General features: G+C 54.5%; 13 protein-coding genes and 1 pseudogene. 10 read left to right on the forward strand and 4 right to left on the reverse strand.

The window, feature by feature from the left end:
* Nucleotides 1–19: 19 nt before the first annotated feature.
* The 3 genes from AC2FHW_RS19290 to AC2FHW_RS19300 form a co-directional block, all read right to left on the reverse strand.
* On the reverse strand, nucleotides 20–331 hold the full coding sequence (locus AC2FHW_RS19290; RefSeq protein WP_271946204.1) for a MocE family 2Fe-2S type ferredoxin: 312 nt from the start codon (nucleotides 329–331) through the stop codon (nucleotides 20–22).
* Nucleotides 331–1,491: a fatty acid desaturase family protein gene (locus AC2FHW_RS19295; protein WP_271946201.1), complete on the reverse strand. Its 1,161-nt coding sequence runs from the start codon at nucleotides 1,489–1,491 to the stop codon at nucleotides 331–333. Before AC2FHW_RS19295 ends, AC2FHW_RS19290 begins: the two co-directional genes overlap by 1 nt.
* Before the next feature lie 76 nt (nucleotides 1,492–1,567).
* Nucleotides 1,568–2,596: a LacI family DNA-binding transcriptional regulator gene (locus AC2FHW_RS19300; protein ID WP_271946198.1), complete on the reverse strand. Its 1,029-nt coding sequence runs from the start codon at nucleotides 2,594–2,596 to the stop codon at nucleotides 1,568–1,570.
* A gap of 177 nt (nucleotides 2,597–2,773) precedes the next feature.
* Between AC2FHW_RS19300 and AC2FHW_RS19305 the strand changes: the two genes are divergently transcribed.
* The 9 genes from AC2FHW_RS19305 (at nucleotide 2,774) to AC2FHW_RS19345 (ending at nucleotide 12,384) form a co-directional block, all read left to right on the forward strand.
* Entirely contained in the window at nucleotides 2,774–3,502 is a 729-nt protein-coding gene (locus tag AC2FHW_RS19305; RefSeq protein WP_271946195.1) for an SDR family NAD(P)-dependent oxidoreductase, read from the forward strand.
* Nucleotides 3,503–3,514: 12 nt separating this feature from the next.
* Nucleotides 3,515–4,669: a Gfo/Idh/MocA family protein gene (locus tag AC2FHW_RS19310; RefSeq protein ID WP_496728902.1), complete on the forward strand. Its 1,155-nt coding sequence runs from the start codon at nucleotides 3,515–3,517 to the stop codon at nucleotides 4,667–4,669.
* Between the two features lie 10 nt (nucleotides 4,670–4,679).
* On the forward strand, nucleotides 4,680–5,594 hold the full coding sequence (locus AC2FHW_RS19315; RefSeq protein WP_496677329.1) for a sugar phosphate isomerase/epimerase family protein: 915 nt from the start codon (nucleotides 4,680–4,682) through the stop codon (nucleotides 5,592–5,594).
* A 45-nt stretch (nucleotides 5,595–5,639) separates the two neighbouring features.
* Nucleotides 5,640–6,677, forward strand: a complete 1,038-nt coding sequence (locus AC2FHW_RS19320) for an ABC transporter substrate-binding protein (RefSeq protein ID WP_142634734.1) — start codon at nucleotides 5,640–5,642, stop codon at nucleotides 6,675–6,677.
* Nucleotides 6,678–6,750: 73 nt separating this feature from the next.
* A complete protein-coding gene (locus tag AC2FHW_RS19325) occupies nucleotides 6,751–8,235 on the forward strand; it encodes a sugar ABC transporter ATP-binding protein (RefSeq protein WP_271946186.1) in 1,485 nt (494 codons plus the stop codon).
* Nucleotides 8,232–9,173: an ABC transporter permease gene (locus AC2FHW_RS19330; RefSeq protein ID WP_282021395.1), complete on the forward strand. Its 942-nt coding sequence runs from the start codon at nucleotides 8,232–8,234 to the stop codon at nucleotides 9,171–9,173. Before AC2FHW_RS19325 ends, AC2FHW_RS19330 begins: the two co-directional genes overlap by 4 nt.
* Nucleotides 9,170–10,177, forward strand: coding sequence for an ABC transporter permease (locus AC2FHW_RS19335; RefSeq protein ID WP_281972359.1), 1,008 nt, complete (start codon nucleotides 9,170–9,172; stop codon nucleotides 10,175–10,177). The genes AC2FHW_RS19330 and AC2FHW_RS19335 overlap by 4 nt, the downstream gene beginning before the upstream one ends.
* A gap of 12 nt (nucleotides 10,178–10,189) precedes the next feature.
* Nucleotides 10,190–11,266, forward strand: coding sequence for a Gfo/Idh/MocA family protein (locus AC2FHW_RS19340; RefSeq protein WP_271946177.1), 1,077 nt, complete (start codon nucleotides 10,190–10,192; stop codon nucleotides 11,264–11,266).
* Nucleotides 11,263–12,384, forward strand: a complete 1,122-nt coding sequence (locus AC2FHW_RS19345) for a Gfo/Idh/MocA family protein (protein WP_496689790.1) — start codon at nucleotides 11,263–11,265, stop codon at nucleotides 12,382–12,384. Before AC2FHW_RS19340 ends, AC2FHW_RS19345 begins: the two co-directional genes overlap by 4 nt.
* Here the strand turns inward: AC2FHW_RS19345 and AC2FHW_RS19350 are convergent.
* Nucleotides 12,375–12,811, reverse strand: a pseudogene (locus AC2FHW_RS19350) (transposase); the annotation flags it as partial. The gene AC2FHW_RS19345 and the pseudogene AC2FHW_RS19350 overlap by 10 nt on opposite strands.
* Before the next feature lie 222 nt (nucleotides 12,812–13,033).
* Here AC2FHW_RS19350 and AC2FHW_RS19355 point away from each other — a divergent pair.
* Nucleotides 13,034–13,447: a hypothetical protein gene (locus AC2FHW_RS19355; RefSeq protein ID WP_496677343.1), complete on the forward strand. Its 414-nt coding sequence runs from the start codon at nucleotides 13,034–13,036 to the stop codon at nucleotides 13,445–13,447.
* Nucleotides 13,448–13,529 lie beyond the last annotated feature (82 nt).

Genomic DNA, 13,529 nt, shown 5'->3' on the forward strand with positions numbered 1-13,529 from the left:
CCACTCCTAGCCCAAAAAGTCATTCCACCAATACCATGACGCGACCATTACCTACTCTGGTTTCGTAGGTGCGAAGATCTTCGCATACGGGCGCCCTCAAAGCTTTGCCCGTGCGATAGTCGAATAGCCCATTATGCTTGGGGCACTCTATCTCGTTGTCCATCACCAGCCCGTCCGACAAGTGCACTTGTTCGTGTGTACAGAGGCCGTCGGTGCAATAGAACTCATTGTCCAAACTGCGAACAATCAAGTAGGTTCTACCGTCGTGGTCCCAACGAATGAGATCTTCTTCCTCAACATCGTCTACGGCGCATGCGTCAACCCAAGGCATTACGTTCCTCCTCGATCACCGATTTCTAACCCCGTGTTTCTCTCCGGAACTGCCAAGTGAAAATGTTCCCGATATGGGCGGGCCGTCGGTGGGAGAGACTTTCGTATGGCGTAACTCGGGTCAACACGCTGCTTCATGACGGAACCCATCATTTCTTTGTAGCCGTCCCAAATCGAAGTATTCGGCGGCGGCAGATCATCCTTGATCAGATCATGAAGCGTTGGAAGAGAGTAATACGGAACCATCGGGAACATGTGATGCTCAATATGGTAATTCATGTTCCAGTAAACCCAACGGCTTATCGGGTTCATATAAAGTGTACGTGAATTTAAACGGTGATCAAGAACGTTCTCCGCAAGCCCTCCATGCTGAAGCAACCCCGTCATTACAAAATGCCAACACCCATAGACCCGAGGACCTCCGATCAAGAGTATAGGGATCAGGGATTTCCATGCGGCCCCGGAGACAAGCAAAACAAATGAAATCAACAAGACGGCAACGTAGATTGCAATGTGAATCCGCGCCCAAAAGACCGCCTTGGGCCATTGGCTTTCCGGAATGTAATCCCGCTCTTCTTGCGACAAGTTTCCCATCGCATTTCGCGTCAGAACTTTGAGCGAAGTCCACGTTTCAACAATCCCCACAAACGCAAGCGCTTTCAGGACGAGGCTGATCGGGTGCATCCACGCTATTTCCGGATCGCGGCCAACAATGAGTGTATCGGTGTGATGCCGAGCGTGGCTCCAGCGCCAATTGACCGGGTTTCGCATAATCTGGAAGGACGCGATGTGGTACACGACGTCGTTCATCCAGCGGGTTCGAAACGCCGTTCCGTGTCCGCATTCGTGCCAACGGCTATCGCAGGCCGAACCATACACGACACCGTATGCAAACCAGAAAGGCACGCAAAGCCAGCTACCCCAGAAGTACAGCCCGCTAGCCGCAAATACAAAGTGCAAAGCGATCCAGATCACTGTGTCACGAATGGCCGGCGCATCCCTGCGCTTCATAAGCGATTTCAGCTTCTTACGAGGAACATCGCTGTGGTACCACTCTGCGGCCGACAGACCGTTTTCTATCGCTTGACGCGTATTCGCACCAGTCAGGGAATAATCCCGAACAGTGAGTTCAGAGCCAATGGGTATGGTCGACTTACTCATTTCCCCTTTCTCCATCGCTCACAGCGCCACCCGCTTCTTCGTTGACTATAGCAAAGGCGCCTGAATTTTGACTTCGCTAATTGGGCGGCGTAGAGCTCGCCCGTGTTACAAGCTCTACGGGAAGCGCTGATTTCATTGGAAGCGCTTTGCCAGTGTTCGCCAACTGGCCCAGCAAAACCTCTGCCGCACGGCGTCCCAGTTGGTGTCGGTCCTGTCGGATTGTTGTCAGAGCCGGAACATAAGATCCTGACATTTCAATATCGTCGAAACCAACAACCGAAATGTCACCGGGCACCTTCAACCCACCCGCGACCAGCCCAGAAATCAACCCAAAGGCAACCATATCCGCAGCGCAGAACACCGCCGTTGGGCGCTCATCCATCGCAAGTATTCGTCTGGCGGCCTCATGTCCGGATTCCAGCGAAAAGTCGCCTCTGATAATCCACTCGGGCCGCGCTGGAAGCCCCAAGCGTGTCCGTTCTTCGACCACGCCCTTACGCCGAGCGGTCGTCAGAACATTCCCGTCGGGACCGGTAACATGCGCGATTTTTTTGTGGCCCAAATCATGCAGATGCCTGATCGCCAATCGCGCACCTTCGGCGTTGTCGCTGGAAATCACCGGAAAGGCCTCGCCTTCCACCCATTCACACAAAAATACTATGCGGTCGCCGGCGCCGTATGTGACGCATTGCTGAAGTGCGGTCGAAGGAATGCCACCATCCAAAGAGATTGCGCCATCTATCCGGCCGTCTCGAAAGTACCCGGCAAGAGTTTCTTCCTGCAGCGGATTACTTTCGGTATCGGCAATCAGAACTGCATAGTCCGAGCCCGCAAACCCCTCACTGATACCGGCAAGTATGCCCGAATAGAAAGGTTTGCCGAGGTTGGGAACAAGGATCAGTACGGCCCCCGCCCTTTTCATCCGCAGGTTTCGGGCTGCCTGATTAACGCGATATCCCGTCTCGCGAATAGCTTCCAAAACAGCAACACGTGTTGATTTTGACACCAGATCGGGATTGGACAGAACACGACTGACAGTGGCTGTCGACACCTGCGAAACACGTGCGACGTCCTGTATTGTGGCGGGTTTGGGTATCTTGCTCATTGCTTGGCAGTCGATTTCTGGCTTGACTCGAATCTCATGTGATGCCGATTATGTAATCGATTACACAATTTGGAAAGTAGGTATTTTCCAAAATGTAATCGATTGCAGTAACGATTTCGCCAAACGAGGGAAACTGATGGCATCCGAATTCAAACGCAACAAAAGCCGGGTTCTTTGATGGTTTCGAAGGTCACATTCGACTTTGCCGGGGCAAAGGTCCTGGTGATCGGTGCCAGCCGAGCCGGCATTGGTGCCGCTATTGCAAAAGAATTCCAGGACTCGGGTGCCACAGTGGAGATTACCGGTGTGGAACCGCAATGCATCGAAGAGGACGCCGCCCGGTTTGACTACATTCAACTGGATGTAACCGACACCCACGAAGTCTACAATTTCGCAAGCACACGCGACCATATTGACGTTTTAGTCAATTGCGCTGCGGTCACACAGCGTGGCAAGGAAATGGCGCCCGAATTCTTCTCCCACGTGTTGGACGTAAATCTAACAGGGTCTTTTCGCTGCGCCGAAGCGCTGCACCCTGCCCTTTCGGTTGCGAAAGGGCGCGTCATAAATGTTGCCTCCATGTATGCGCGCTTTGGTTCACCGCTCAACCCAGCCTATGGCGCGTCAAAAGCCGGCGTGGAACAACTAACAAAATCACTGGCGATTGCGTGGGCCAAAGACGGTATTCGGGTGAACGCGATCGCGCCCGGGTTCATCGTGACCGAGCAATCGGCGAAAGCCCGAAAAGACGCCAGTTTCTCAACAGCTGTAGAAGCACGCACACCCTTGGCACGCTGGGGTCACCCAGAAGATATCGCTGGAACAGCCTTGTTTCTCGCATCCGATGCGGCAGCCTTTGTGACCGGTGCCTGCGTGATCGTGGACGGAGGGTATTCGGTTGTTTGACAGGAGTGCACGATGAGTGACTTCGCAAAAATCCGCGCTGCGGTGATCGGGACTGGCTTCATAGGAACAGTGCACGTTCAGGCGCTTCGGCGTCTGGGCGTGGACGTAAGAGGTGTTCTTGGGTCATCGCCAGAGCGCGGAAGGGAACGAGCGCGGGCAATGAGCGTAGCCCGGGCTTATGACTCTCTGGAGGATCTGTTGGCGGATGAAAACATCGATATAGTGCACGTAACGACCCCTAACCACGCACACTATCCGCAAGTGAAATCGATCCTAGCTGCGGGCAAACACGTCATCTGCGAGAAACCACTTGCCATGACGTCCGTAGAAAGCGCCGAGATGGTCGACCTAGCCAAGGCTTCTGGCAAGGTTGCAGCGGTTTGTTACAACATTCGCTTTTATCCGCTGAACCAACAAGCCCACGGCATGGTAATGGCCGGGGATCTGGGTGATATCCGTTTTGTTACCGGGCACTACCATCAGGACTGGCTTGCCAAACCTAGCGACTGGAACTGGCGGCTAGAAAGCGAAACGGGCGGCGCGCTGCGATCAGTTGGTGACATCGGAACGCACTGGGTTGACCTGACCAGCTTCGTCACCGGGTTGAAGGCGACCTCTGTCTTTGCTGAGCTGACAACCTTCCTTCCGGAACGCCAGAAACCTCTTGGCCCGGTTGAGACATTTACCAGCGGAACCGGCGAAACCGAAACTGTGCATATCGACACCGACGATGCTGCGATGATCCTTATCCGATATGAGAACGGAGCGCGGGCCGTGATGAGCACATCCCAGGTGAACATGGGTCGAAAGAACTCGTTGCAATGGGACATCGCCGGAGCAAATGCCAGTGCGGCTTGGGACAGTGAAACTCCTGATCATCTGTTCATTGGGCATCGTGACGCGCCCAACCAAACCCTGATGCGTGACTTCACCTTGATGAACGGTCCGGGGATCGCAGCCGCCACCTTGCCGCCCGGGCATGTCGAAGGGTTCGCAGATTCATTCTTCAACTTTTTCCGGGCGGTCTATGCCGACGTCTTCGCGGGCGGGCGGCAACAAGGCAGCACATGGGCCACATTTGAGGACGGCCACTACGAGATGCAGTTCTGCGATGCAGTCGTGAAGTCGGCGAGTGAGAGCCGCTGGGTCGATTTGAGCGAGATTTGAGGGCGATGACATGAAACTGGGCTTACTGACTGCACCATTCGAAAACTCTCAATTGACTGAGGTGGCGGCCTGGGCCGGTTCCAATGGGTTTTCGGCGATGGAGGTCGCCTGCTGGCCATCGTCAGGTGGCGAACAACGGCGCTATGCGGGAACCAGCCACATCAACGTAGATGGCCTTTCTGCGGATCAGGGCACTGAAATTGTTGGGCAACTCGGCGATCAGGGGGTCGAGATTTCGGGTCTGGGGTACTATCCCAATCCGCTCCACGCCGATGAAGAGCATCGGGTTGAAGTTATTGGACATCTTAACAAAGTAATCACCGCCGCCGGTGTTATGGGCATCAAAGTTGTCAACACATTTGTCGGCGGAGATCGCACTCTGCATCTAGACGCGAACTGGGAGCGTGCCACTGAAATTTTCGATCCGATCGTGAAGCATGCACAAAACTCTGGTGTGCGTCTGTGCTTTGAGAACTGCCCGATGATCTTCAGCTATGACGAATGGCCCGGGGGTCACAACATTGCTTACTCGCCAAGAATCTGGCGGCGGATTTTTGAAGAATGGGGCGATGCGGTTGGCATGAACTTCGATCCTTCACATCTGATCTGGCAGTTCATCGATCAGACACGGTTCATCAAGGAGTTCGGTCCTCACATGGCTCATGTCCATGCCAAAGACGTGATGGTTGATGAGGACGGGCTTTATGAGAACGGTGTGATGTCTACCGGCATGGGATGGCAAATCCCACGGCTTTGCGGGCTGGGCGATGTGGATTGGTCCGGTTTCTTTTCCGGACTGTACCGCGCCGGTTACGACGGTCCGATCATTATCGAACATGAAGACAGGTTGTTCGAAGGGACTGACGAAAAGGTCAAGCGGGGTTTTCTGCTGGCCCGGGATGTCCTGTCACCATTCATCAAGTGAAGAAATTATCAAATTTGAAATGACTAAAACTGGGAGGAAACTAAAATGAAGAACCTACTTTATGGTGTTGCTGCTCTTGCAGTTTCAGCGTCTCTTTCAACTGTGGCGATGGCTGACGGGCACAAGCAATACACAATCGGAGTGTCCAACACCGTTCAAGGCAATGGCTGGCGCGAACAGATGATTTGCGCCATGCGTGCCCAAGCTCTGGTCGAAGCCGATGTGACAAACCTGATCGTCGCGCATCGCAACACTGATTCAGCCGGGCAACTGGAAGACATCAACAACCTCATCGAAGCGGGTGTAGACGCCATCGTGCTGAACCCATCCAACCCGGATGCTTTGAATTCGGCACTGGAAAAAGCAATGGCGCAAGATATCGTCATTGTTGCCGTGGATGCCGGTGTTTCGGCTGAAGGCGCCTACATTCTTTCGAACAATCAAGAAGAATACGCCTATCTTGGCGCCAAGTGGTTATTTGAACAGCTCGGTGGCAAAGGTGACGTTGTCTATATGCGAGGCATTGCTGGCGTCTCAGCCGATACTGACCGCGACAACGGCTTTAAACGCGCGTTGGCAGAACACCCCGATATCAATGTGGTGCATGAAGTTTTCACCGGCTGGCAGCAAGACCAGGGTAAGCAACAGATCTTTGATTACCTGGCCACCGGCATCCCGTTTGACGGTGTCTGGACCAGCGGCATCGACAACGTAATCGTCGATGCGTTTACCGAATCCGGGGCACCTTTGGTGCCGATCGTCGGCGCAGACAACGCGGGCTTTGTTCAATACTTGACCGAGGTTGAGGGATTGAACGGCGCGGCAGTGACAAATCCTGGCTCAGTCGGCGGCGCAGGCATTGCTCTGGCTGTCGACATTCTTAACGGCAAGGCACCTGAGAACAAAACCGTTCTTGTAGATCCTGTGCTTTGGGAGAATGCGACGGACGCAGGCCGTGAAACGATCACAGCGGCTCAGAATCCTAACCTTGACCCAGAGTGGCCCGTATCAGTGACCGTTCCCGGCTGGACCGACTACACGATGGAACAAATCATCGACTGTAAGGGACCCGGCGAAGGTTGATCCGAATTGACTGGCCTTCCGCCTTTAGCTGGGCGGAAGGCAAAACCAACCCACTCGGCATTCAAGGACTTCCATGAGCAGCACACCACTTCTCGACGCGTCTGACGTGGCCAAAAGTTTTGGCGCCGTACGGGCGTTGACCAATGCGCACCTCACGGTTGCTGAAGGCGAGATCGTCGCCTTGATGGGCGCAAATGGTGCTGGCAAGTCCACTTTCGTCAAGATCATTACCGGTGCCCTTAAACCCGACGCTGGACAGGTATTGATCAGAGGCAAACATGCGTTTGTCGGAAGCCCCGCCGAGGCGCGCCGTTCCGGTTTGGTGCCGGTTTATCAAGAACCCTCACTCATTCCTGATCTCGACGTATCCGACAATCTTCGGCTGACAGACACACCTGTCGATCAGTTTCAAAACTGGGTTACAGAACTTGGTATCGAAGGTCTGAAACTATCGGCAATGATTGGCGACCTGCCACTTGCTACACTGCGCATCCTTGATCTGGCGCGCGCGCTGGCTGTTGAACCAGATGTCCTCTTGCTGGACGAAATGACCGCGGCGCTGCCGGCGGATCTGGTTGAACGCGTATTGAAGACCGTAAGGCGCAAAGCAAATGACGGGATGGGTGTGATCTATGTTTCTCACCGTTTCACCGAGATTTCGGAACTGTGCGATCGGGCCACTGTGTTGCGGGATGGCATGTCTGTCGGAGATCTCGACATTGAACCCGGCGTAGAAGAACGCGTGGTCGAATTGATGCTGGGTCAGAAGATTGACATTGGAACACGTCAGATCCTTCGAGCAAATGAACCACAGGCTAAGACACCGCGCCTGAGCATTAAGTCACTGGCTTTTGAGCCCAGTTTTTCGGATGTTTCGTTCGACTTATTCCCCGGCGAGGTCCTAGGGGTGGTCGCGCTTGAGGGTCAGGGGCAGGATGAACTGTTTGAGGTTCTTGCGGGCTTTGATCGCCCGTCTTCAGGATCGATGGAAGTTGATGGAAAGCCCGTAAACTTCGCCCACCCCGCCGACACCATTGCCGTCGGGATAACTTTCGTTCCGGGCGATCGTTCAGACGCTCTGCTGGCGCAAAGGTCAGTTAAAGAAAACATCGCTCTGCCATTTTCTGCCCGGCTCAAGAACTGGGGACCAATAAAACTGCGGCATGAGCGCGATCGGGTCGCTTATGCGGTCGAGAAACTGCAGATCGACACACGCGCGCAGGGCGAGGTGCAAAGGCTTTCAGGTGGCAACCAACAGAAAGTCACCATTGGTCGCTGGCTCGCGACAGGTGTCGAAACCCTGCTTCTATTCGATCCGACCCGTGGCATCGATGTGCGCACAAAACGCCAGATTTACCCGCTTGTCCGTGAGTTGGCAGATCAAGGAGCGGCGGTTCTATTCTACACGTCCGAGTTGGAAGAAATCCCACTTGCCTGTGACCGCGCGGTCGTAATCTTCAACGGTCGTGTGGTTGATGTGATTGATGCCGCTGACGCGGATGAACAAACACTGATGCGTGCGGCCTATGGCCTGACCGAGACGGAGGGCGCGGCGTGAGCGTGGCCATCCGAAAACACGCATGGGTCATGGGGTTAGCGATTCTTCTCATGGTCCTTTTGACCATCACAAAATTGATACAGCCAACTTTCGGTGCGTCAGGACTGGAGAGTATTGCCCGCGCCGCCCTGCCCTTTGCTTTCGCAACCGCCGGTATGGCCATCGTCGTAATTGTCGGCGGTATCGACCTGTCTGTTGCGTCTATGATGGCGGTCTGTGCTGTGACTGCAGCCGTTCTGATGGAGCGCATGGCCGGTGTACCGGCCTTGTTTATCGTGTTGGGGGTCGGGTTTTTGATGGGGTTGATCAATGGTCTTTTGATCGTTGTAACGCGCGTGCCCGACATCGTTGTGACACTCGCCATGCTGTTTGTCTGGGAAGGCGTCGCGCTGTTGATACTTGAGACACCGGGCGGCGCGACTGCAGATTGGCTGGAACAGGCAATACGCGGTCAGTTTCTATTCGACGGGCTGCCTAAGGCATTGCTCATCGTTGCCTTTGGCATCGCTGTTGTCTGGTTGCCGATCCGGCGCTCCAAACTCGGGCTCTCGATTTACGCCACCGGATCAGACGAGCTTGCCGCCTTCCGTTCTGGTGTTTCAGTGGGAAGAACAAAGATAGCAGCCTATGCGCTATGCGGGCTGTTTTGTGCCATGGGCGGTCTAAGCCTCGCTGCGCTGACCGGGATTGGAGAGCCGGTACCGGGGCCATATCTTATGGCCTCGGTCGCGGCCGTAGTTCTGGGCGGTGTCGTGCTGGGCGGTGGCAAAGGCGGTCTGCTTGGGCCGATCATCGCGGTGTTCATTTTGCGGATCATTCGGACGATCCTGACATTGCTGGCCGTCGATCCAAACGTGACCACGATTATCGAAGGCACAATTATGGTTCTCGTCGTTATGTTGGGCACGGCGGCTTCACTAAAGGGAGCCCGCCGATGAGCATGGACACCATAGATCCACCGATGGTCCGCTTTGGCCGTTATCTGCGCGACAACCCAATTATTCCGCTATTGGTCTTCCTTGTCCTGATGATCGCTGTGCTGGAAGTATTGCGGCCAGGTATCGTTACCCCGGTCCGAGCAGGTCGGGATGGGCTGATTTCAACCTTTTGGGTTGGCAACCTGATCAAGTTCGCAATTCCATTGGCGATGCTTGCGGCTTGTCAGGTGCTGACAATGCTAACTGCAGGAATTGATCTCTCGGTCGGGGTAGTTGCCACCGTGTCAGCCTTCGTTTGCGCAACACTTAGTGCGATTTGGGGCGTGACACCTGCAGTATTGATCGCGCTGTCAGCTGGCCTAGTTGTGGGCGTTGTAAATGGCATCGGCGTGGGATTGGTCCGGGTCCATCCATTGATCATGACCCTAGGAACAGGGTTAATCGCCACCGGATGTCTTCAGGTCTATCAACGCCTCGTTATCAATGCTGGCACCGAAATTCCCGCCTTCCTTGCCTGGCTCGGAACCGGCCGCACCGCTGGAATGCCGAACGGCCTTTTTGTATTCATCCCGTTTGCGCTCTTTATCCTGTGGCTGATGCGCTATACAGGATTTGGTCGGCTGCTGTTCGCCCTAGGCTCCAATGAGCAGGCCGCTAAGCTGTCCGGGGTCCGAGCATGGCAGGTCTATCTGGGGCTCTACGTGCTTTCAAGTTTGATCGCTGCGCTGGCTGGCTTGCTCTATCTCGGCATGATCCGTCAAACTTCGCTGAGCCTTGCCAACCCCTTATTGTTACCCTCTGTCGCTGCGGCGGTGATCGGCGGCACATCAATCTTCGGAGGTCGTGGCAGTTTCGCAGGTGCGATTGTGGGCGCACTTATTCTGCGTGTGCTGGATACTATGCTAACATTGATGCAAATGCCGGAAGGTGCGCGCACGGCCCTGTTTGGGCTGATCATTCTTGCAGTTACCGCACTCTACGTCAGGATCACCGGCACGCGCTAAAGGGAGTTTCCAATGGCCAAATTCCGGATCGTCGGCATCAGTTTCGATCACATGCATATAGGTGACTTGCTTCGGATGGTGCACGATCATCCAGACGCTGAAATCGCCGGTATATTCGATCCTGATTGGGACAAGATGAAGGCAGCGGCAACGGCCTTCAGCGTTCCCGAAGATCGGATCTTTACCGACTTCGACACATGCATGGCTGCGGGACCCTACGACATGGCAATTCTTTGTGTGGCAACGGCTCAGCATGCGGAATATACCGAACGTCTGGCCTCTTACGACCTGCATGTTTTTGTCGAAAAGCCTTTTGCCGCATCTTCTGATGATGCGCGCCGCATGATGGCTGCAATGGATAGGACCGACAAGCAGTTGATCATCAACTGGCCTTTGCGATGGGTCGAAAGCCATGTGACGGCCAAACGGTTGATTGATGACGGGATGATCGGCGACCTGCACGAAGTGCATTTCTACGACGGAAATCGCGGACCTCTGTACCATCTGGCCGACAAGGTCGAAGTCACCCCGGACGAGGTTGAGCGTCAGAAACCGAACTCATGGTGGTATAAGCGTGCATCGGGCGGTGGGTCGCTGTTGGATTACCTTGGCTACGGCGCGACGCTTGGAACCTGGTATATGGGGGGCGAGGAGCCGATCGAGGTGACATGCACAGTCGATGAGACACCGGGGATTGAGGTCGATCAACACGCCATTGCCGTTTGCCGTTATGAAACCGGGCTCTCAAAAATGGAAACGCGCTGGGGCACCTTCACCGACCCGTGGACAACGCAACCTCAACCAACTTGCGGATTCGTCTTTGTGGGCACAGACGGCACCATTTCATCGCCCGATTATGCCGATCACATAACGGTTCAAACCCGCACACGACCTGACCGGCACGAGATACCAGTGACTCCGCTACCGTTAGGTGAACGAAATGCGATTGAGTACGTCCTTGACTGCATATCCAGAGAAGTCCCGGTCAAAGGGCCACTGGATCCAGCACTTTGCCTGACAGCGCAACGGATCGTCGATACAGCGCTCCGCTCGGCATATGAAAAACGAACACTTCGGTTACTCGCATGACCTCAGACAGTGCCAATACAGACCAGTACGCACTAAAATCTGCTCATCTGCACGAAATCGATGCGCCGGATCTGCAGTATCTTCCACCAATGCCTCGACGCTATGAACCCCGGATCGGGGTTATTGGTACGGGTGGGATTTCTGCAAGCCATCTTGATGCCTACCGAACAGCAGGCTGGGACGTCGCCGCAATCTGGAACCGTACGCGCTCAAAGGCTGAAGAGAAAGCTGCTGAATACTGCCCCTCTGCACGCATCGAAGATGACTGGGAGGCGCTTCTTGCCGATAGCGAGATCGACGTTGTCGATGTCACGCTGCACCCCGAACATCGTGTGCCAATCATCAGAGCTGCCCTGCAAGCAGGCAAACACGTGCTCAGCCAGAAGCCTTTTGTTACCGACCTCGATCTGGGTAATGACCTTGTGAAGCTGGCAGATGATCAAGGCGTTAAACTAGCGGTAAACCAGAACGGTCGTTGGGCCCCGCACCTGTCCTGGATGCGTGAGGCGGTTTCAGCCGGATTGATCGGTGATGTTCTGTCGGCCCATATCTCAATTCACTGGGATCACAGCTGGACTGCAGGTACCCCGTTTGACGAAATCGACCAGCTGATACTTTACGACTTTGGAATTCACTGGTTCGACTTTCTTGCGTCTCTTGTCGGAGATAGAGCAGAAAGCGTCTTTGCAGCTGCTACATCTGCACGCGGCCAGGCCAACAAAGTGCCTCTGATGTCGCAGGCTCTGGTTCGTTTGGACCAAGGCCAAGCAAGCCTGGTTTTTGACGGGGGCGTTCCCTTTGGGCCTCGCGATACAACATACGTTGCAGGTACGACCGGTAGCCTGACATCAGTTGGACCGGATCTGTCGACGCAATCTGTGACACTTGAGACAGCGCATGGCATTGCGCGGCCTGCACTCGAAGGACAATGGTTCAACGACGGGTTTCGTGGCGCCATGGGGGAGCTTCTTTGTTCAATTGAAGACGACCGAGAGCCCTCAACATCTGCAAGAACCAACCTAAAATCATTGGCCATCGTTCTCGCCGCGGTTGCTTCGTCTAAACGCAAAAGGGAGGTCGAGATAGGAAGCATTAGGCTCAGGACACATAGCGAATAGATGACCAAAGCGGCGAGAGCGATTTCTGAGAGGAAGACTTTGAGACACCTGTCGAACCGCGTCGCCAGTCCTTCAATCTGCCAAACATGATCTCAATCCGATTGCGACGTTTGTAGCGGCACTTGTCGTATCGGACAGTTGTCTTGCGCTGTTTGCGGCCTGGGATGCACGCGCGTATCCCTTTGTCTTTCAACGCTTCTCTGAACCAATCGGCATCATATCCGCGCTCACCCAGCAACCATTCGACATTTGGCGGGCTGCTGACCAATGCCCTCGCGCTAATGTAGTTGCTGACCTATCCGGCAGTGACAGACAGATCCCAGGGGCTTCATTCGCCATTGTGCTTGAACCAATAGCGCAAAGGGGCTCATCTGTCACAAACCGCATGCAACTTTGTGTTCATGCCGCCCTTGGTGCGCCCGATCAGACATGTGCACCGCTCATTTGAACGCGATGATTCACGCAGCCAAACGGAAATCAATGGGCCTAAATTGTTGTTGTCGCGTGATGTCTTCCACTGAAGCAGAATATACTCCAGCATAGTCCGCGCAGTCTCCAGACCGGTTGCTGAGCAAAAGATTGGTGATGTCCTCAGCCGCGTTCTGAGCATGAGATTGAACGGCAGTAAATCCTGTAAGAAGCGCGCTGAATGTCAAAACACTCACTCGCATGGTTCGATCTCCTTAGGGTTTTCAGAAATCCAAAAAATGTTGCTCGATGGGAGTTGATGTCAGTCATCCTATCCTCAAAACGCGACGCGGTCCCCTCCTTTCAAGCCCAGGATTTCTCTCGCTTCATCGGGAGTTGCGACCTGACTGCCTTTCTCTCACCGAAGATTCAGGCCGCGATTCTCGACGGCACCCGGCCGCCCGAACTCACACTCAAGCGTCTGGTCAGCGTTACCCACGCACTTGATTGGGCCGAACAGGAATGTCGTTCGACTTTTGACACCTCAAGAACCGGCCTCCCAGATACAGGGTTCGCCCTCCCAGATACAGGGTTCGCCCTCCTTGATCCGTGGGAACAATTCCCTGCTCCACCTTTTTGGGAATTTGCAGCATAGACCTCTGAAAAACATACATTTCTGAGAGGAGAAACTCTGGGTTCCAGACCCATCTCACGAAAATTCCCTGTAAATTGCCGGG

It is taken from the genome of Ruegeria sp. YTSA108 (genome assembly GCF_059610185.1).